Source organism: Frigoribacterium sp. PhB118, assembly GCF_003751725.1.
GTDB lineage: Bacteria > Actinomycetota > Actinomycetes > Actinomycetales > Microbacteriaceae > Frigoribacterium.
This window is the reverse complement of sequence record NZ_RKID01000004.1, coordinates 115,531-133,156: the sequence shown is the minus strand read 5'-3', so window position 1 is coordinate 133,156 and position 17,626 is coordinate 115,531. Positions and strand designations below refer to the sequence as shown.

The following is a 17,626-nucleotide window of genomic DNA, read 5'->3' as shown; positions in this document are numbered from 1 at the left end:
CGCGAAGCCTGGAGATCGCTGTCATCCTCGCCCCCGGTCGCTCGACGTCGAACGAGCCGTGCCGACGCCGGCCGGACGCCCCGGCGCGACCGTCCCGGTCAGAGGTCCACGACCTCGAACTCGAGCAGGTCGGCACCCGTCGCGACGGGCCCGCGCGGGGCGTCACCGGATCCGGCGGGGCGGGCGTGGGCGGCCTTGGCGCCGTCGGCCGACCAGGCCGCGAAGTCCTCTTCGCTGCGCCAGGTCGTCACGACGAAGTAGCGGTCCTCGCCCTTGACGGGACGCAGCAGCTGGAACCCCTCGAACCCCTCCGCCCCGTCGACCGAGTGCTTGCGGGCGGCGAAGCGATTCTCGAGCTCGGAGCCGGAGCCCTCGGGGACGTGGATGGCGTTGATCTTGACGACGGACACGACGGTGCCTTTCGGTGGGGACGGGAGCGGGAGGGGGAGCGGGTGGGGGACGACGGGAGGCGCGGTGCGGTCGGCGGGACGGCCGCGCGTCAGGCGGTCTTCATGACGTTGGCCGTGAAGCCCTGCACCCGTTCGGCGAGTCCGGCCGAGCGGCGGGCGATCTGCTCGGGCGGGTTGAGGTGCGGGGGAGCGACCCGGATCAGCAGCGAGCAGGCGAGGTCTTCACAGATGTAGGTGCCGAGCGTGTTGCCGTTGAGCCCGGCCTCGCCGGCCTTGGGGGCGGTGAAGAGGCGTACCTGCGTGGCCGGCTGGGGTGAGTGGCAGAGCGAGCACATGGCGGCGATGCCGGGGCGCAGCGAACTGCTCGACGACCGGACGACGAGTCCGACGGGTCGGCCGTCCATCCAGTGGACGATGTAGCCGCGGTGGTGGGCCTGCGGATCGCGCCAGCCGAGGAACTCGCGTTCCTCCCAGAGCATCTCGTGCAGTCCGGGGATCGGCAGGCGGTCGAGGTCGCCCGGCAGGGCGTTGACGAACGACTCGCGGATGTCGGTCTCGGTCAGCGGCTTCATGTTCTCCCTCGTGCCGTCGGGTCTCGTCAGCCTACGCGTCGGTCTAGCGTGGGCGCGTGACGATCCCGGAGACCGACCGCGAGCTGATCGTCGCGCGTCGCCTCCGAGCCGCGGGCTGCGTCTTCGCCGAGGACGAGGCGCGCCTGCTGGTGGCCGCCGCCGACGCCGGAACCCGGCCCGACGCCGACGCCGGAACCGAGGCCGACGCCGACGCTGACGCCGACGCGCTCGAGTCGATGGTCGCCTACCGCGTCGCCGGACGACCGCTCGAGCAGATCCTCGGCTGGGCGGAGTTCGCGGGGCGGCGGATCGTCGTCGAGCCGGGCGTCTTCGTGCCCCGCCGCCGGACCGAGCTGGTCCTGGGGCAGGCCTCCGCGGCGCTCGTGGACGATGCGGCACCCGTGGACGAGGGCTGCGGTCCGGCGACCCGTTCCCCCACCGTGCTCGAGCTCTGCTGCGGTGCCGCCGCCGTCGCGACCGTGCTCGCCGCCGAGCACCCCGGTCTCGACCTCTGGGCCACCGACCTCGACCCGGTCGCCGTGCACTGCGCCCGTCGCAACCTCGACGGGAGGGGGACCGTCGTCCGGGGCGACCTGTTCGACGGGCTGCCCCCGTCGCTGCGCGGCCGGTTCCGGGTGATCGCGGCGAACGCGCCCTACGTGCCGACCGGGGCGATCTCGTCCCTGCCGCCCGAGGCGCGCCTCCACGAGTCGTCGCTCGCCCTCGACGGCGGGGCCGACGGGCTCGACCTCCACCGACGGATCGCCGCCGAGGTCGGCGAGTGGCTGGCACCGGGCGGCACCCTCGTCCTCGAGACGAGCGAGCGTCAGGCTCCCGACACGCAGGAGGCGCTGGTCGCCGCGGGCCTGCGGGCCCGGGTCGTGCGCGACGACGAGATCGACGGCACGGTCGTCGTCGCCGTCGCGCGGTGAGGCGGTCGGCCCCCGGCGCGGTGGTCCGTGACCGGACTCAGACGTCGGCCGGGGTGACGGAGTCGACGACCGGGGCGTCGGGGGTGCCCGAGATCTGGCAGGTCCACTCCGTCGCGGGGCGGCCGTCGGCGAGGTGGCCCATCGTGACGGTGGCCACGGCGCCCGTGGCGCTGTCGCGGACGTCGTCGGCCTCGTAGGCCCACACGTCGCCGAGGTACGGCAGGTCGGGGTACTGCTGACCGATCGCCGTGACGCACGCGTGCCAGGCGGGGGGCGCCTCCTGGGCCTGGGCCGTGGCGGGGGCGGGCGGCTCGGTCGTCGGGAGCGCGGTGGCGTCGGGCAGGGCCGTCGCATCGTCCGAGGCCGTCGGCGTGGGGGTCCGCGACGCCGCGGCCGTCGGGCCCGGCGACGAGGCCGGCGCGCCCCCGGCGCTCCCGGCGCACCCGGACACGAGCAGCACGAGGGCCAGACCCGTGACGGCGAGGGCCGGGGCGGCGGTTCGGTGGGACGGGCGGAGGCTACGGGGCACGAGGGCTCCTCGAGGTGGGTGCGACACGGCGGGGTGTTGCACAGGGTAGCGAGTGGCCGGGCCGCCCACCACGCGCGACGCTGAGCCGACACGGAGGTTCGCCCGGCAGGCTGGTCGGATGACCGACACGGACAACCGCGAAAAGACCGCACTCGAACAGGCCATCAGCAAGGGCCAGGCGGGTGAGGGCGACATGAACAGCGTGCTCGCCGAGTTCGTCAACGCCCAGGTCGTCGTCGCCACGGCCACCGACGCGCAGGAGTCGCTGAACGACCTGCAGCCCGTGCTCTTCGACCGCGAGGGCGTGCCCATGCTGGCCGCCTTCACGCACGTCGACATGATCGGCGAGCAGGTCAGGGGCGTCGCCGAGTTCTCGGCGACCCTCCCGGCGGCCGAACTCGTCCAGGCCATCCCGGCCGAGACCGGCCTCGTCGTCAACCCGGGCAACCGCGAGGGCTTCGAGATGCTGCCCGAGGGCGTCGCCCAACTGGCGGACGACGTGCGCAAGCTCGTCGCCCAGCACGAGGCGGCCGGTTCGCCCGAGCCCGGGCAGCCCTCCCGCGCCGTCTGACGCACCCGCACGACCCCACGACGCCCCGACCGCACCCGGTCGGGGCGTCCGTCGTCGTCCGGGTGGCCCGGATCGCGTGAGATCCCGAAACCTGCGTGTCACACGACGACGCTAGGCTGGCGCCACAATCGAACATCGGGCCACGAACACGTCGCGGGAGAGCCCCGGTGCGCAGAGACTGCGCCGACCGGGCACCGAAGGAGCAAGCTCCCCGCCAATCTCTCAGGTACGCGTACCGCGACGGACTGGCCACTCTGAAAAGCAGGAGGCGCGAGGCGGTCGACAGACCCCCTCGCCGGTCCTCGCCCACGGTGAAAACCGGCCTCGGCCGGTGAAGCTCTCAGGCCCATGACAGAGGGGGAGCCCCGACCGGCGGACCGCCGGACGGGGCTGCCCCGTCGTGCCCCATCCGCACGACACCGTTCCCGGCCGAGACACCTGGCGGCCGGTCCGTCCCTCTCAGGAGCACGATGTCCGACGCAGCCTCGAACCTTCCCGCCGCCCCCGGGCCCGACGACGACGACCTCGGCGGTGCCGACGCGTCCGCCGTGCTCGACGGCGACGTCGTCCTCTCCGACGACGGCACCGAGGGCATCGCCACCGGGCCGGGCGACGCCCACGACCTGACCGGTACCGACGAGCCCGACGAGCGCTACAGCCCGTTGCACGGGGTCCACGTCGCCGCCGGCGCCGTCTTCACCGACTTCGCGGGGTGGCAGATGCCGGTCCGCTACGACTCCGACCTCGCCGAGCACCACGCCGTCCGCACCGCCGCGGGGCTCTTCGACCTCTCGCACATGGCCGAGATCGCCGTGGTGGGGCCCGACGCCGGCGCCTTCCTCGACCACGCCCTGGCCGGCACCCTCTCGACCATCGCCGTCGGGCGGGCGAAGTACTCGCTCCTGCTCGCCGCCGAGGGCGGGATCGTCGACGACCTGGTCGTCTACCGCCTCGACGAGCACGACTTCCTGGTCGTGGCCAACGCGGGCAATCGCGAGGCGGCGTTCGCGGCGTTGGCGACCCGCGCCTCCGGGTTCGACGTCACCGTGGACGACGAGAGCGACGACACCGCGCTGATCGCGGTCCAGGGGCCCGAGAGCGAGGGCGTGCTCGACGAACTCGTCACGGCCGACCGCCTCCAGCCCGACGCCCCGCTGTCCACGCTGCGGTACTACCGCGTGCTGCAGGCCACCTTCGACGACGCCCCCGTGCTGATCGCGCGCACCGGGTACACCGGCGAGGACGGCTTCGAGCTCTACGTCGACCCCGAGACCGCCCCGTCGCTGTGGGCCGCGATCGCCGAGGCCGGCGGACCCCGGGGGATCGTCCCCGCGGGGCTGGCCAGTCGCGACACGCTCCGTCTCGAGGCCGGCATGCCGCTCTACGGCCATGAACTCGGCCTCGACGTCCGCCCCGACCAGGCGGGGCTCGGCCGGGTCGTCGACACCTCGAAGGACTTCGTCGGGCGCTCGAACGTCGAGCCCGCCGCCGGTGCCCGCGTCCTCGTCGGACTGACGCTCACGGGGCGCCGGGCCGCCCGGGCGGGCTACCCGGTCGTCACCGACGACGGCACCGTCGTCGGCGAGGTCACGAGCGGCGCGCTGTCGCCCACCCTCGGCCACCCGGTGGCCATGGCCTACGTCGACCCCGACGTCGTCGACCGCGGTCCCGCCCTGGCCGTCGACGTCCGCGGCACCGCCGTCGCCGCCACCGTCGTCCCGCTGCCCTTCTACAAGCGCTCCTAGGCACCCCCTCCCTCGAAAGGACCGGCCATGACCGATCTCACCGCACTGAAGTACACCGCCGAGCACGAGTGGCTCCTGATCGACGGCGACACCGCCACCGTGGGCATCACCGACTACGCCGCCGACAAGCTGGGCGACGTCGTCTACGTCGACCTGCCCGCCGAGGGCACCGAGGTCGAGACCGGCACGGTCGTCGGCGAGATCGAGTCGACCAAGTCGGTCGGCGAGCTGTTCGCCCCCGCGCTCGGCACGGTCCTCGAGGCCAACCAGGCCGTCGTCGACAGCCCCGACCTCGTCAACAGCGACCCGTTCGGCGACGGCTGGCTCATCAAGATCACCCTGTCGTCGACCGACGGCCAGGGCCTGCTCTCGCGCGACGAGTACGTCGCGCTGACCGCCGAATGAGCGCCGAGCAGACGGGCGGGTCCGTCTTCGGCGGCTGGTCCGACCAGGTCGCCACCGGCTTCGTCGACCGCCACGTCGGCACCACCCCGGACGACCAGGCGACCATGCTCGCCGCTGTCGGGCACGACAGCGTCGAGTCGCTCGTCGCGGCCGCCGTGCCCGACGCGATCCACGCCGCACCCGTCGAGGGCAGCGTGCTGCCCGAGCCGATCGGCGAAGAAGAGGCGCTCGCCGAGCTGCGGGCGCTCGCGGGGCGCAACCGCGTCTCGCGCAGCCTCCTCGGTCTCGGGTACTACGACACCGTCACCCCGGCCGTCATCCAGCGCAACGTGCTCGAGAACCCCAGCTGGTACACCGCCTACACGCCGTACCAGCCCGAGATCTCGCAGGGTCGACTCGAGGCCCTCATCAACTTCCAGACGATGGTGGCCGAGCTGACCGGGCTCTCGACCGCCAACGCATCGATGCTCGACGAGGGCACGGCCGTCGTCGAGGGCATGCTGCTGGCCCGCCGTGCGTCCAAGGCGAAGACCGACGTCTTCGTCGTCGACAGCGACACCTTCCCGCAGACCAAGGCCCTGCTCGCCGGCCGCGCCGAGGCCGTCGGGATCGAACTCGTCGAGCTCGACCTCTCGGTGCTCGACCCCGCCGAGCTGCCCGAGTCGTTCGGCCTCTTCGTCCAGTACCCCGCGGCGTCCGGGTCCGTCTGGAGCCCGCGCGCCGTCGTCGAGGCGGCCCACGCCCAGGGCGGTCTGGCCGTCGTCGCCGCCGACCTGCTCGCGCTCACGCTGATCGAGGCACCCGGCGAGTTCGGGGCCGACGTCGCCGTGGGCACCAGCCAGCGCTTCGGCGTGCCGATGGGCTTCGGCGGTCCGCACGCGGGCTACATGGCCGTCCGCACGGGGCTCGAGCGTCAGCTGCCCGGGCGCCTGGTCGGGGTCTCGCAGGACGCCGTCGGGCAGCCCGCCTACCGCCTCAGCCTGCAGACCCGCGAGCAGCACATCCGTCGCGAGAAGGCCACGTCGAACATCTGCACCGCACAGGTGCTGCTCGCCGTGATGGCGTCGATGTACGCGGTCTACCACGGCCCCTGGGGGCTGCGGCACATCGCGACGCGCGTGCACGGCCACGCCTCCGACCTGGCGGCCGCGATCGGGGCGAGCGAGCTCGAGCTCGAGCGGGACTCGTTCTTCGACACCCTCCAGGTCTTCGTGCCGGGTCGGGCGGCCGAGATCGTCGCCGCGGCACACGCTCGGGGCTACCTGCTGCACGCCGTCGACGACGACTGCGTCCGTCTCTCGTTCGACGAGACCACGACGCGGGACGACGTCCGGGTCGTCGCCGAGGTGCTCGGCGTCGAGCTGCTCGACGATGCCGCACCCTCGGGCCTGCAGGAGGCGCTGCTGCGGACGAGCGACTACCTCACGCACCCGGTCTTCCGCACCCACCGCAGCGAGACCAGCATGATGCGCTACCTCAAGCACCTGGCCGACAAGGACTACGCGCTCGACCGCGGGATGATCCCGCTCGGCAGCTGCACGATGAAGCTCAACGCGGCGACCGAGATGGCCGCGGTCACCTGGCCCGAGTTCGCCGGCGTGCATCCGTTCGCCCCGGCCGACGACGTGGCGGGGTACCTCGACCTGATCGGTCAGCTCGAGGGATGGCTGGCCGAGGTCACGGGCTACGACACGGTCTCGCTGCAGCCCAACGCCGGCAGCCAGGGCGAACTCGCGGGTCTCCTCGCGATCCGCGGTTACCACCTGTCGAACGGCGACGGCGAGCGGACGGTGTGCCTGATCCCGCAGAGCGCGCACGGCACGAACGCGGCCAGCGCGGTGCTCGCGGGCATGCGCGTCGTCGTGGTGGCCTGTGACGAGGGCGGCAACGTCGACCTCGACGACCTGCGCGCCAAGGTCGAGCAGCACGCGGCCCAGCTCGCGGCGCTCATGATCACCTACCCGTCGACGCACGGCGTGTACGAGCACGACATCGTCGCCCTCACCGACGCCGTGCACGCGGCCGGAGGCCAGGTCTACGTCGACGGGGCGAACCTCAACGCCCTGCTCGGGGTGGCGCGCTTCGGTGACTTCGGCGGCGACGTCTCGCACCTCAACCTGCACAAGACCTTCTGCATCCCGCACGGTGGGGGCGGTCCGGGCGTGGGTCCGGTCGCGGCCAAGGCCCACCTCGCGCCCTTCCTGCCCGGTCACCCGATGGCCCAGCAGGCCGACCGTCGCCCGGGTTCGGCCCCCGCGGCCGAGGGGGACCGTCTCGCCCACGCCGGCGTGCCCGTCTCGAGTGCTCCGTACGGGTCGCCGAGCATCCTGCCGATCAGCTGGGCCTACGTGCGCATGATGGGCACCGAGGGCCTCACCCGGGCGACCGGGGCGGCCGTCCTGGCGGCCAACTACGTCGCCGCCCGCCTCCGCGAGCACTTCCCCGTGCTGTACGCGGGCGAGAACGGCCTCGTCGCGCACGAGTGCATCCTCGACCTGCGGCCGTTGCGCGACGCGACCGGGGTCACCGTCGACGACGTGGCCAAGCGCCTCATCGACTACGGCTTCCACGCCCCGACCATGTCGTTCCCCGTCGCGGGCACCCTCATGGTCGAGCCGACCGAGAGCGAGGACCTCGCCGAGATCGACCGCTTCGTCGACGCGATGATCGCGATCAAGGGCGAAGCCGACGCCGTGGCGGCTGGTCGGTACACCGCCGAGTCGAGCCCGTTGCGCGGTGCGCCCCACACGGCCGAGTCGGTCGTCGTGGGCGAGTGGACCGCCGAGTACGGCCGCGAAGAGGCCGTGTACCCGGTCCGCTCGCTCGTGCGCAGCAAGTACTGGCCGCCGGTGCGTCGCATCGACCAGGCCTACGGTGACCGCAACCTGTTCTGCAACTGCCCGCCGGCCGAGGCGTTCGCCTAGATCGCGTCGGGCGCCGACCGCGCCTCGGACGGGAAACCGCCAGCACCCGATCCCGTCGAGTGCTGGCGGTTCCCTCTGGGTCCCTCGGGCGTCGGCCGCCGAGTGTCGCGGAGGGCGTTCACGTAGCGGCGACCGTCCCGATCGACGCCCGGGGGACAGCTCACGCTGTGTGGCTAGCTCGGGGTGCTCCGACCCGTGGGTACATCAGACTCGCCCCCCGAACGAGTGTCAAGACCCAGTTCCGCCCGCGAGCGTCCCCGGACGATCCCTCCCGGTGCGTCAGGACGGCAGCCCGAAGAGGGTGGGGAAGGTCGTCGCGGCCCACGGGTAACCCACGAAGACGGCCGCGTCCATCAGGACGTGCGCGACGACGAGCGGCAGCACCCGGCCGAACCGTACGTAGAGCCAGCCGAAGGCGACGCCCATGACCACGTTGCCGACGAAGGCGCCGAACCCCTGGTAGAGGTGGTAGCTGCCGCGGAGCAGGGCCGCCGTCACGATGATCGACCACGTGCGCCAACCGAGGTCGCGGAGGCGCGCGAAGAGGTACGCGACGACGATCACCTCCTCGGTCACCCCCGCGCGCAGCGCCGAGAGCAGCAGCACGGGGACGGTCCACCAGTGCTCGCCGAGGTTCGTCGGCACGACGGTGACCGTCAGGTCGAGCGCCTTGCCCACGAGGTAGAGGCCGATGCCGGGGATGCCGATGGCGAGGGCCAGCCCGACGCCGCCGAGGGTGTCCCGTCCGGCACGCGAGAAGTCGACGCCGAGACGTCCCAGGTGGGGTCGCTCCTCGCGCCACAGCAGGAAAGCCACGAGCACCACCGGCACGAGGTCCACCGCGACGCCGAGCACCTGGTAGGCGAGGTCGAAGAACTCCCGACTGCTCAGTGGTGAGTTCAGCGTGGCGGTCTGCTGCGAGAGGGCGGTCTGCTGGGTGAGCCGGTTCACGATCGAGAGCACCGAGTACACGGCCGACGCGCCGAGCGAGAGGCCGAGGACGATCGCGATCTCGACCCGGAGGCGCGCACGCGTCATCGGGGCCGGGCGCGGTGCGAGGGCATCGCGTGGTGTCACGGCGGAGGCGGGGTCCTGGGGGCGGCTCACGGGGGCGATCGTACGGGACCGGCGTGGGTGGGCCGACCCGCGCCTCCTGCCGTGGCGGAGAACAATACCTGCCAGGTGGCGGATTTCTCGCAGCCGATTCATGCGAACTTCAGGCCCCACGCGCAACGAACCGGGTGCCGACGCAACGATCCGGCGAGTTGGTTTCCGTCGTGTAACCGTTGACGTCGGGGTTTGGTGATGCCCGAACGGGGTGCCTAGGCTCACACCATCCAACGCGGCACGGCCCCTGGGCACAGTGCTGCGTCCTTTCCCGCATCAGGAGGAACATTGAAGAAGACGCGCATGGGCCTGTCGGCCGTCGCCGTCGTGGGGACGGCAGCACTCGTCCTCACCGGTTGCGCCAGCGGCAGCGGGGACGACGACACGTCGTCCGGTGACGCTACCGCGATCATCAAGACGAACGGCACCGAGCCCGAGAACCCGCTCGTCCCGTCGAACACCACCGAGACCGGTGGTGGCCGCATCGTCACCTCGATCTTCGCCGGTCTCGTCAGCTACAACGCCGACGGCACCACCAAGAACGAGGTGGCCGACAGCATCGAGAGCGACGACGCCACCGTGTGGACCGTCACGCTCAAGGACGGCTGGAAGTTCACCGACGGCACCGACGTCACGAGCGAGTCGTTCACGAAGGCCTGGAACTGGGCGGCGAGCTTCGACAACGTCGCGAACTCGTCCGGCAGCTCGTTCTTCGAGAACTTCAAGGGCTACAGCGACACCGAGCAGAGCGACCTCGACCTCACCGTCGAGAGCCCGACCGAGTTCACGGTCACGCTCAACACCCCCGAAGCCGACTTCCCGCTGCGCCTCGGCTACTCGGCCTACTCGCCGCTGCCCGAGTCGTTCTACGCCGACCCCGCCGCGTTCGGCGAGAACCCGGTCGGCAACGGCCCGTACATGCTCGACGGTGAAGGCGCCTGGACGCACAACCAGGGCATCAAGCTCAAGACGAACCCCGACTACGACGGCAACCGCAAGCCGAAGAACGGCGGGCTCGACATCAACTTCTACACCTCGCTCGACTCGGCCTACGCCGACGTGCAGGGTGGCAACCTCGACGTGCTCGACCAGATCGGCCCGGCGGCGTTCCAGACGTACCAGAGCGACTTCCCCGACACGAACGTCAACCAGCCCGCCGCGGTCTTCCAGGGCATGACGATCCCGCAGTACCTCGCTCACTTCGGTGACGACGAAGAGGGCGACCTGCGTCGTCAGGCCATCTCGATGTCCATCAACCGCGACGACGTCACGAAGGTCATCTTCCAGGGCACGCGGACGCCGGCCAAGGACTTCACCTCGCCCGTCATCCCCGGTTACACCGACGAGCTCGAGGGTGAGAGCGTCCTCTCGTTCGACTCCGACAAGGCCAAGGACCTCTGGGACCAGGCCGACGCGATCTCGCCCTACGGCGACACCACGTTCACCATCGGCTACAACTCCGACGGTGGACACCAGGAGTGGGTGGACGCGGTCACCGCGAACATCTCGAAGACGCTGGGCATCAAGGCCGAGGGCAAGCCCTACCCGACCTTCGCCGAGTTCCGCACCGACGCCTCGGGTGGTGCCATGACCGGTGCCTTCCGTTCGGGATGGCAGGCCGACTACCCGTCGCTGTACAACTTCCTGTACCCGACGATGGCCACCGACGGCAGCTCGAACGACGGCAAGTACTCGAACCCCGAGTTCGACGACCTGCTCGCCGAGGGCAGCGCCGCGAGCGACGTGGACGACGCGAACGCCTCGTACCAGAAGGCCCAGGAGGTCCTGCTCAAGGACCTGCCGATCATCCCGCTGTGGTACGCGAACGTCAACGGCGTCTGGGCCGACACGGTGAGCAACGTCGAGTACGGCTGGGACTCCGTGCCGATCTACGAGAACATCACCAAGTAACCAAGTAAGGTCGTCGCTCACGCGCTCGACCGACGCTCGACGGGGTCCGGGCAGTGTTCGCACTGTTCGGACCCCTTCGGCGGGCCCACCCACCTCTCCCTCCACACGATTGCGATAACGATGCACGCGCAGACGTCCGAGGAAGCCTGATGCTCTGGTACACCGGACGCCGGCTCCTCCAACTGATCCCCGTCTTCTTCGGGGCGACGTTCCTCATCTACTTCATGGTCTTCGCGCTGCCCGGTGACCCCGTGGCGGCGCTGTTCGGCGACAAGACCCCGTCGCCGGCCGTCATCGAGGCCATCCGCGCCGAGTACAACCTCGACCAACCGTTCATCGTGCAGTACCTGCTGTACATCGGCGGCCTGTTCACCGGCGACCTCGGAACGACCTTCTCCGGGCGTCCCGTGGTCGACGAGCTGATCCGCGCGTTCCCGATCACGTTCCGGCTCGCGATGCTCGCCCTGCTCTTCGAGGCCGTCGCCGGCATCGTCGTGGGCCTGATCGCCGGGCTCCGCAAGGGCAAGCTCTTCGACACGAGCGCCCTCGTCGTCAGCCTGCTGCTCATCTCGGTGCCGACGTTCGTCATCGGATTCCTGCTGCAGTACGTCTTCGGCATCCAGCTCGGCCTGTTCCGCACGACGGTCAGCTCGCAGGCGCCCTGGGACGAACTCGTCCTGCCGGCCATCGTGCTCGCCTCGGTGTCGTTCGCGTACATCGTCCGCCTGACCCGCGCCTCCGTGTCCGAGAACTCGAGCGCGGACTTCGTGCGCACCGCGTCGGCGAAGGGCCTCACCCGTGGCCGCGTCGTCACGGTGCACATCCTGCGCAACTCGCTCGTCCCCGTGGTCACCTACCTCGGCGTCGACATCGGTTCGCTGATGGTCGGTGCCATCGTCACCGAGGGAATCTTCAACATCCAGGGCGTCGGCGGAACCGTCTACCGGGCGATCACGCTCGGCGAGGGCCCCACCGTCGTCTCGTTCGTCGCCGTGATGGTGATCATCTTCATGATCGCCAACCTCCTCGTCGACCTGCTGTACGCCCTTCTCGACCCGAGGATCCGCTATGCCAAGTAACGACTCGTCGGCGTTGTCCGCCGACCACTTCGTCGCCGATCTCGACGAGACGCCCGTCAAGGCCGTCGACGCGATCGACGAGTCCGAGAAACCCCGCAGCAGTTGGAACGACGCGTGGGACGCCATGAAGCGTCGCCCGACGTTCTGGATCGCGGCGTTCCTCATCGTCGTCGTCATCATGGTGGCGCTCTTCCCGGGGCTGTTCACCAGCGTCTCGCCGACGGCCGCCGACCTGCCCCGCAGCAACGAGGGCCCGTCGGCCGGGCACCTGCTCGGTTTCACCTTCCAGGGAACGGACGTGTTCGCCCGCATCGTCTGGGGCACCCGTGCCTCGTTGACCGTCGGACTGCTGGCGACGATCATCGTCACGATCGTCGGCATCGTCATCGGGTCGCTCGCCGGGTTCTACGGCGGATGGCTCGACGCGATCGTCTCGCGCCTGGGCGACATCTTCTTCGCGATCCCCACCGTCCTCGGTGCCATCGTGTTGATGTCCATCCTGCCGACCAGGACGCCCCTCACCGTGGCCCTCGTGCTGTCGGTGTTCGCCTGGCCCCAGATCGCGCGCGTCATGCGTGGTTCGGTCCTCAGCGCCCGGGCCGCCGACTACGTCACGGCCTCCGCGGCGCTCGGCGTGTCCCGCTTCCGCATCCTGGTCCGACACGTCGTGCCGAACGCCATCACCCCGGTCATCGTCGTGGCGACCGTCTCACTCGGCACGTTCATCGTGGCCGAGGCGACGCTGTCGTTCCTCGGCATCGGGCTGCCGCCGAGCACCATGTCCTGGGGCAACGACATCAACGCCGCACGCAACTCGCTCCGCGTCGCGCCGATGCCCCTCTTCTGGCCCGCAGCGGCGTTGTCCGTGACGGTGCTGTCGTTCCTCCTCATGGGCGACGTCGTGCGCGACGCCCTCGACCCGAAGGCGAGGGCACGTCGATGACCGACACCTCAACCCGACCCGAGACGGCGGGCACCGCGTCGTCCTCGACGCCCCTGCTCGAGATCAAGGGCCTGAAGATCGGCTTCAAGACGCAGGCCGGGTACGTCGACGCCGTGCGCGGGGTCGACCTGACGATCCGCCAGGGCGAGAGCCTCGCGATCGTGGGCGAGTCCGGCTCGGGCAAGTCGACGACCGCCACGTCGATCATCGACCTGCTGCCCGGCACGGGAGAGGTCACCGGCGGCCAGATCCTCTTCGAGGGCAAGGACCTCACGAAGGTCAGCGCGTCCGAGATGCAGGCCATCCGTGGTCGCGACATCGGCTACGTGCCGCAGGACCCCATGTCGAACCTCAACCCCGTCTGGAGCATCGGCTTCCAGGTCGAGGAGGCCATCCGGGCGAACGGCGTCGCGACCGGCAAGCAGGCCGTGCGCCAGCGAGCCATCGACGTCCTGAAGGAGGCCGGGCTCAACGACGCGGGCGACCGCCTCAAGCAGTTCCCCCACCAGTTCTCGGGCGGCATGCGCCAGCGTGTGCTGATCGGCATCGGCCTGTCGTCGCGGCCCAAGCTCCTGATCGCCGACGAGCCCACCTCGGCCCTCGACGTGACCGTCCAGCGCCGCATCCTCGACCACCTCGAGACCCTGACCCGCGACTACGGCACCTCGGTGCTCTTCATCACGCACGACCTCGGCCTCGCCGCCGAACGGGCCGAGAAGCTCGTCGTCATGTACAAGGGTCGCGTCGTCGAGTCGGGGCCGTCCAAAGAGATCCTCGCCAATCCTCAGCACCCCTACACGCAGCGACTCGTCGCCGCCGCTCCTTCGCTGGCCAGCCAGCGCATCCAGTCGAGCATCGCACCCACGCACTCCCACGGGCTCGCGATCTCCGACGAAGGCGCCGACGACGCCGAGCTCATCGCTCGCGCCCGTCAGCGGGAGGAGGCCGGCAAGAAGGACTCCGAGTACATCTCGGTGACGAACCTGTCCAAGGTCTACAAGATCCGCCAGGGCGGCTTCAAGACGACCGAACTCCGGGCCGTCGACGACGTGTCCTTCTCGATCCCGCGGGGCACGACGATGGCACTCGTGGGCGAGTCCGGTTCGGGCAAGTCGACCGTGGCCAAGCTCGTGCTCCAGCTCGAGTCGATCACCTCGGGCACCGTCGCGGTCGGCGGCCAGAGCGTCGGGGCGCTGAAGGGCCGCGAGCTCTTCGACTTCCGTCGTCGCGTCCAGCCGGTCTTCCAGGACCCCTACGGTTCGCTCGACCCGATGTACAGCGTGGGCAACACCATCGCCGAACCGCTCGTCACGCACGGCATCGGCGACCGGGCCAGCCGTCAAGCCCGCGTCCGCGAGTTGCTCGACCAGGTGTCCCTGCCCGCGTCGACGGTCAACCGGTACCCGAACGAGCTCTCCGGTGGTCAGCGCCAGCGCATCGCCGTCGCTCGGGCGCTCGCCCTCAAGCCCGACGTCATCGTCCTCGACGAGGCGGTCTCGGCACTGGACGTCCTCGTCCAGGGGCAGATCCTCGACCTGCTCACCGACCTGCAGACCGAACTCGGGCTGACCTACCTCTTCATCACGCACGACCTCGCCGTCGTCCGCCTCATCGCGGACAACGTCAGCGTCATGCAGAAGGGTCGCGTCGTCGAGGCCGGCACCACGGACGACATCTTCGCGAACCCGGCGCAGCAGTACACCCGCGAACTGCTCGAGGCGATCCCCGGCGCGAACTTCGAGTTCGGCCGGTAGTCGACCCGCGCCTCCTGGTGTCGAAGGGGCCCCTCCGCCGTGCCGAGAGCACGGCGGAGGGGCCCCTTTACCACGTGCCGTAGACTGTTCCCGCCGGGCTCCGACCCGACCACTTCCCCCTCTCTCTTCTCGTAAGGAATACATCCATGGCGACTGCCATCCGCAGCGACCTGCGCAACGTGGCGATCGTGGCCCACGTCGACCACGGCAAGACGACCCTCGTCGACGCCATGCTCAAGCAGACCAACTCGTTCGACGCGCACTTCGACACCGAAGACCGCATGATGGACGGCAACGAGCTCGAGCGCGAGAAGGGCATCACGATCCTCGCGAAGAACACCTCGGTGCTCTACAACGGTGCCCACGCGACCGACGGCCCCATCACCATCAACGTCATCGACACCCCCGGCCACGCCGACTTCGGCGGCGAGGTCGAGCGCGGCCTGTCGATGGTCGACGGCGTCGTGCTGCTCGTCGACGCGTCCGAGGGCCCTCTGCCCCAGACGCGCTTCGTGCTGCGCAAGGCCCTCGCGGCCAAGCTGCCCGTCATCCTGCTGGTCAACAAGACCGACCGCCCCGACGCGCGCATCGACGAGGTCGTCGCCGAGAGCCAGGACCTCCTCCTCGGTCTCGCCAGCGACCTGAGCGAAGAGGTCGACGACCTCGACCTCGACGCCATCCTCAACGTCCCCGTGGTCTACGCCTCGGGTCGCAACGGCGCCGCGTCGACGAACAAGCCCGACGACGGCTCGCTGCCCGACAACCCCGACCTCGAGCCCCTCTTCGAGGCGATCCTCACGCACGTGCCGGCACCGCGCTACGACGACGAGCACCCCCTGCAGGCGCACGTCACCAACCTCGACGCCTCGCCGTTCCTCGGTCGTCTCGCGCTCCTCCGCGTCTTCCACGGCACCCTGCAGAAGGGCCAGACGGTCGCCTGGGTCAAGTCCGACGGCTCCGTCCAGAACGCACGGATCACCGAGCTGCTGATCACGAAGGCCCTCAGCCGCTACCCCGCCGAGAGCGCGGGCCCCGGCGACATCGTCGCCGTCGCCGGCTTCGACACCATCACCATCGGCGAGACGCTGTCCGACCCGGACGACGTGCGCCCGCTGCCGACCATCACGGTCGACGACCCGGCCATCTCGATGACCATCGGCACGAACACCTCGCCGATCATCGGCAAGGTCAAGGGCCACAAGCTGACCGCCCGCATGGTCAAGGACCGCCTCGACCGCGAACTGGTCGGCAACGTCTCGCTCAAGGTCCTCGACGTCGGACGTCCCGACGCATGGGAGGTCCAAGGTCGCGGCGAGCTCGCGCTGGCCATCCTCGTCGAGCAGATGCGCCGTGAGGGCTTCGAGCTCACCGTCGGCAAGCCGCAGGTCGTCACGCGTCGTGACGAGAACGGCAAGCTCCAGGAGCCGTTCGAGCACATGACCATCGACGTGCCCGACGAGTACCTCGGCGCCGTCACGCAGCTCATGGCCGCCCGCAAGGGCCGCATGGAGAACATGGCGAACCACGGCTCGGGCTGGGTCCGCATGGAGTTCATCGTCCCCTCGCGCGGCCTGATCGGCTTCCGCACGCAGTTCCTCACCGACACGCGCGGCACCGGCATCGCCAACGGCATCAGCCACGGCTACGGCCCCTGGGCCGGCGAGATCTCGACCCGCACCAACGGCTCGATCATCGCCGACCGCTCCGGCGTGGTCACCCCCTTCGCGATCATCAACCTGCAAGAGCGCATGTCGTTCTTCGTGCAGCCGACCGAAGAGGTCTACGAGGGCATGGTCGTGGGCGAGAACTCGCGCGCCGACGACATGGACGTCAACATCACCAAAGAGAAGAAGCTGACCAACATGCGTCAGTCGACGGCCGACAACTTCGAGTCGATGACGCCCTCCAAGGTGCTCTCTCTCGAAGAGGCCCTCGAGTTCGCCGGTGACGACGAGTGCGTCGAGGTCACCCCCGACGCGATCCGCATCCGCAAGGTCGAGCTCGACGCCAGCGCCCGCCAGCGCAGCACCGCTCGCCTGAAGAAGCAGAACGCCTAAGCAGCACCGCTCCACCGCACCACCCATCGAGGAGGCGGTCCGCACCAATGCGGGCCGCCTCCTTCGTGCATCGTCGGCACGTTCCACGCCCGCCCTCAGCGACCGCGGTTAGCCTCGCGGGGTGCTGATGCAGAAGACGACCCTCGCCCGCTCCGCCGCCACGCTCGCGCTGGCGGCCGGCCTCGTGACCGGCCTCACCGCCTGCGGCGCGGGCTCGCCCGTCGACAACATCGTGGGTGGCGCGGTCGACAGCGGCATCGAGAGCCTCAAGGGCACGGCGCAGAAGGCCGTCGAGGACGCCGCCGGGGAGGCGCTGAACGGTGCCGGCATCACGACCGACGGCACCCTGCCCGCGAGTTTCCCGACCGAGGTCCCGCTCGTCCCCGGGACGACCCGCGGTGGGGGAGCCGGTCCCGACGGCACCGGCTGGGTGGCCCAGATCGCGGTCTCGGGTGCCGACCAGTTCACCGTCGCCCAACAGCAGCTCGAGGCCGCCGGGTTCACGGCCTCCGGGGTCGACACCGACGCCGAGAGCGGCTTCGGCACGTTCACGGGTTCCGCTTACCGCGTCGTGCTCACCGTCTCGACCGACAGCGAGGGCCAGGCGATCGCCACCTACGTCGTCACGTCCGTCTGAGCGACCGCGGCGCATCCCGACGGACTGTGCGAGTCCCGCGGGTCTCGGCG

The 17,626-nt window shown here is 70.5% G+C and carries 15 protein-coding genes and 2 riboswitches; of the genes, 11 read left to right on the top strand and 4 right to left on the bottom strand.

Going from position 1 to position 17,626, the window contains the following annotated elements; all coding sequences use genetic code 11:
- Positions 1-98: 98 nt before the first annotated feature.
- Both EDF21_RS12370 and EDF21_RS12365 read right to left on the bottom strand, forming a co-directional pair.
- Entirely contained in the window at positions 99-410 is a 312-nt protein-coding gene (locus tag EDF21_RS12370; protein ID WP_123571565.1) for an antibiotic biosynthesis monooxygenase, read from the bottom strand.
- 89 nt (positions 411-499) lie between these two features.
- Entirely contained in the window at positions 500-982 is a 483-nt protein-coding gene (locus tag EDF21_RS12365; protein ID WP_056048726.1) for an FBP domain-containing protein, read from the bottom strand.
- Positions 983-1,038: 56 nt separating this feature from the next.
- Between EDF21_RS12365 and EDF21_RS12360 the strand changes: the two genes are divergently transcribed.
- Complete coding sequence (locus EDF21_RS12360; protein WP_233568488.1) at positions 1,039-1,914, top strand: putative protein N(5)-glutamine methyltransferase; 876 nt, start codon at positions 1,039-1,041, stop codon at positions 1,912-1,914.
- 37 nt (positions 1,915-1,951) lie between these two features.
- On the opposite strand, the gene EDF21_RS12355 is transcribed toward EDF21_RS12360, so the two are convergent.
- On the bottom strand, positions 1,952-2,443 hold the full coding sequence (locus EDF21_RS12355) for a hypothetical protein (protein WP_123571564.1): 492 nt from the start codon (positions 2,441-2,443) through the stop codon (positions 1,952-1,954).
- 118 nt (positions 2,444-2,561) lie between these two features.
- On the opposite strand from EDF21_RS12355, the gene EDF21_RS12350 reads away from it, so the two are divergent.
- The 4 genes from EDF21_RS12350 (at position 2,562) to gcvP (ending at position 8,088) form a co-directional block, all read left to right on the top strand.
- The gene (locus EDF21_RS12350) at positions 2,562-3,014 is read left to right on the top strand and encodes an SseB family protein (protein ID WP_123571563.1); all 453 of its coding nucleotides are present in this window, start codon (positions 2,562-2,564) and stop codon (positions 3,012-3,014) included.
- 144 nt (positions 3,015-3,158) lie between these two features.
- A riboswitch (glycine riboswitch) is annotated at positions 3,159-3,262 on the top strand.
- 1 nt (position 3,263) lies between these two features.
- Positions 3,264-3,376: riboswitch (glycine riboswitch) on the top strand.
- 261 nt (positions 3,377-3,637) lie between these two features.
- Entirely contained in the window at positions 3,638-4,759 is a 1,122-nt protein-coding gene (gene gcvT, locus EDF21_RS12345; protein WP_370274467.1) for a glycine cleavage system aminomethyltransferase GcvT, read from the top strand.
- 27 nt (positions 4,760-4,786) lie between these two features.
- Entirely contained in the window at positions 4,787-5,164 is a 378-nt protein-coding gene (gene gcvH, locus EDF21_RS12340) for a glycine cleavage system protein GcvH (protein WP_056048718.1), read from the top strand.
- A 104-nt stretch (positions 5,165-5,268) separates the two neighbouring features.
- Positions 5,269-8,088, top strand: coding sequence for an aminomethyl-transferring glycine dehydrogenase (gene gcvP, locus EDF21_RS12335; RefSeq protein WP_233568505.1), 2,820 nt, complete (start codon positions 5,269-5,271; stop codon positions 8,086-8,088).
- Positions 8,089-8,367: 279 nt separating this feature from the next.
- On the opposite strand, the gene EDF21_RS12330 is transcribed toward gcvP, so the two are convergent.
- On the bottom strand, positions 8,368-9,126 hold the full coding sequence (locus tag EDF21_RS12330; RefSeq protein WP_123571560.1) for a CPBP family intramembrane glutamic endopeptidase: 759 nt from the start codon (positions 9,124-9,126) through the stop codon (positions 8,368-8,370).
- Between the two features lie 357 nt (positions 9,127-9,483).
- On the opposite strand from EDF21_RS12330, the gene EDF21_RS12325 reads away from it, so the two are divergent.
- The 6 genes from EDF21_RS12325 (at position 9,484) to EDF21_RS12300 (ending at position 17,576) form a co-directional block, all read left to right on the top strand.
- Positions 9,484-11,106 (top strand): ABC transporter substrate-binding protein, encoded by a 1,623-nt coding sequence (locus tag EDF21_RS12325; RefSeq protein WP_123571559.1) that lies wholly within the window; start codon positions 9,484-9,486, stop codon positions 11,104-11,106.
- Positions 11,107-11,255: 149 nt separating this feature from the next.
- On the top strand, positions 11,256-12,185 hold the full coding sequence (locus tag EDF21_RS12320) for an ABC transporter permease (protein ID WP_043595472.1): 930 nt from the start codon (positions 11,256-11,258) through the stop codon (positions 12,183-12,185).
- Positions 12,175-13,128: an ABC transporter permease gene (locus EDF21_RS12315; protein WP_056048708.1), complete on the top strand. Its 954-nt coding sequence runs from the start codon at positions 12,175-12,177 to the stop codon at positions 13,126-13,128. The genes EDF21_RS12320 and EDF21_RS12315 overlap by 11 nt, the downstream gene beginning before the upstream one ends.
- Positions 13,125-14,882: an ABC transporter ATP-binding protein gene (locus EDF21_RS12310; RefSeq protein WP_123571558.1), complete on the top strand. Its 1,758-nt coding sequence runs from the start codon at positions 13,125-13,127 to the stop codon at positions 14,880-14,882. Before EDF21_RS12315 ends, EDF21_RS12310 begins: the two co-directional genes overlap by 4 nt.
- Before the next feature lie 146 nt (positions 14,883-15,028).
- A complete protein-coding gene (gene typA / locus EDF21_RS12305) occupies positions 15,029-16,939 on the top strand; it encodes a translational GTPase TypA (RefSeq protein WP_043595466.1) in 1,911 nt (636 codons plus the stop codon).
- Positions 16,940-17,060: 121 nt separating this feature from the next.
- Entirely contained in the window at positions 17,061-17,576 is a 516-nt protein-coding gene (locus EDF21_RS12300; RefSeq protein ID WP_123571557.1) for a hypothetical protein, read from the top strand.
- Positions 17,577-17,626: the final 50 nt, after the last annotated feature.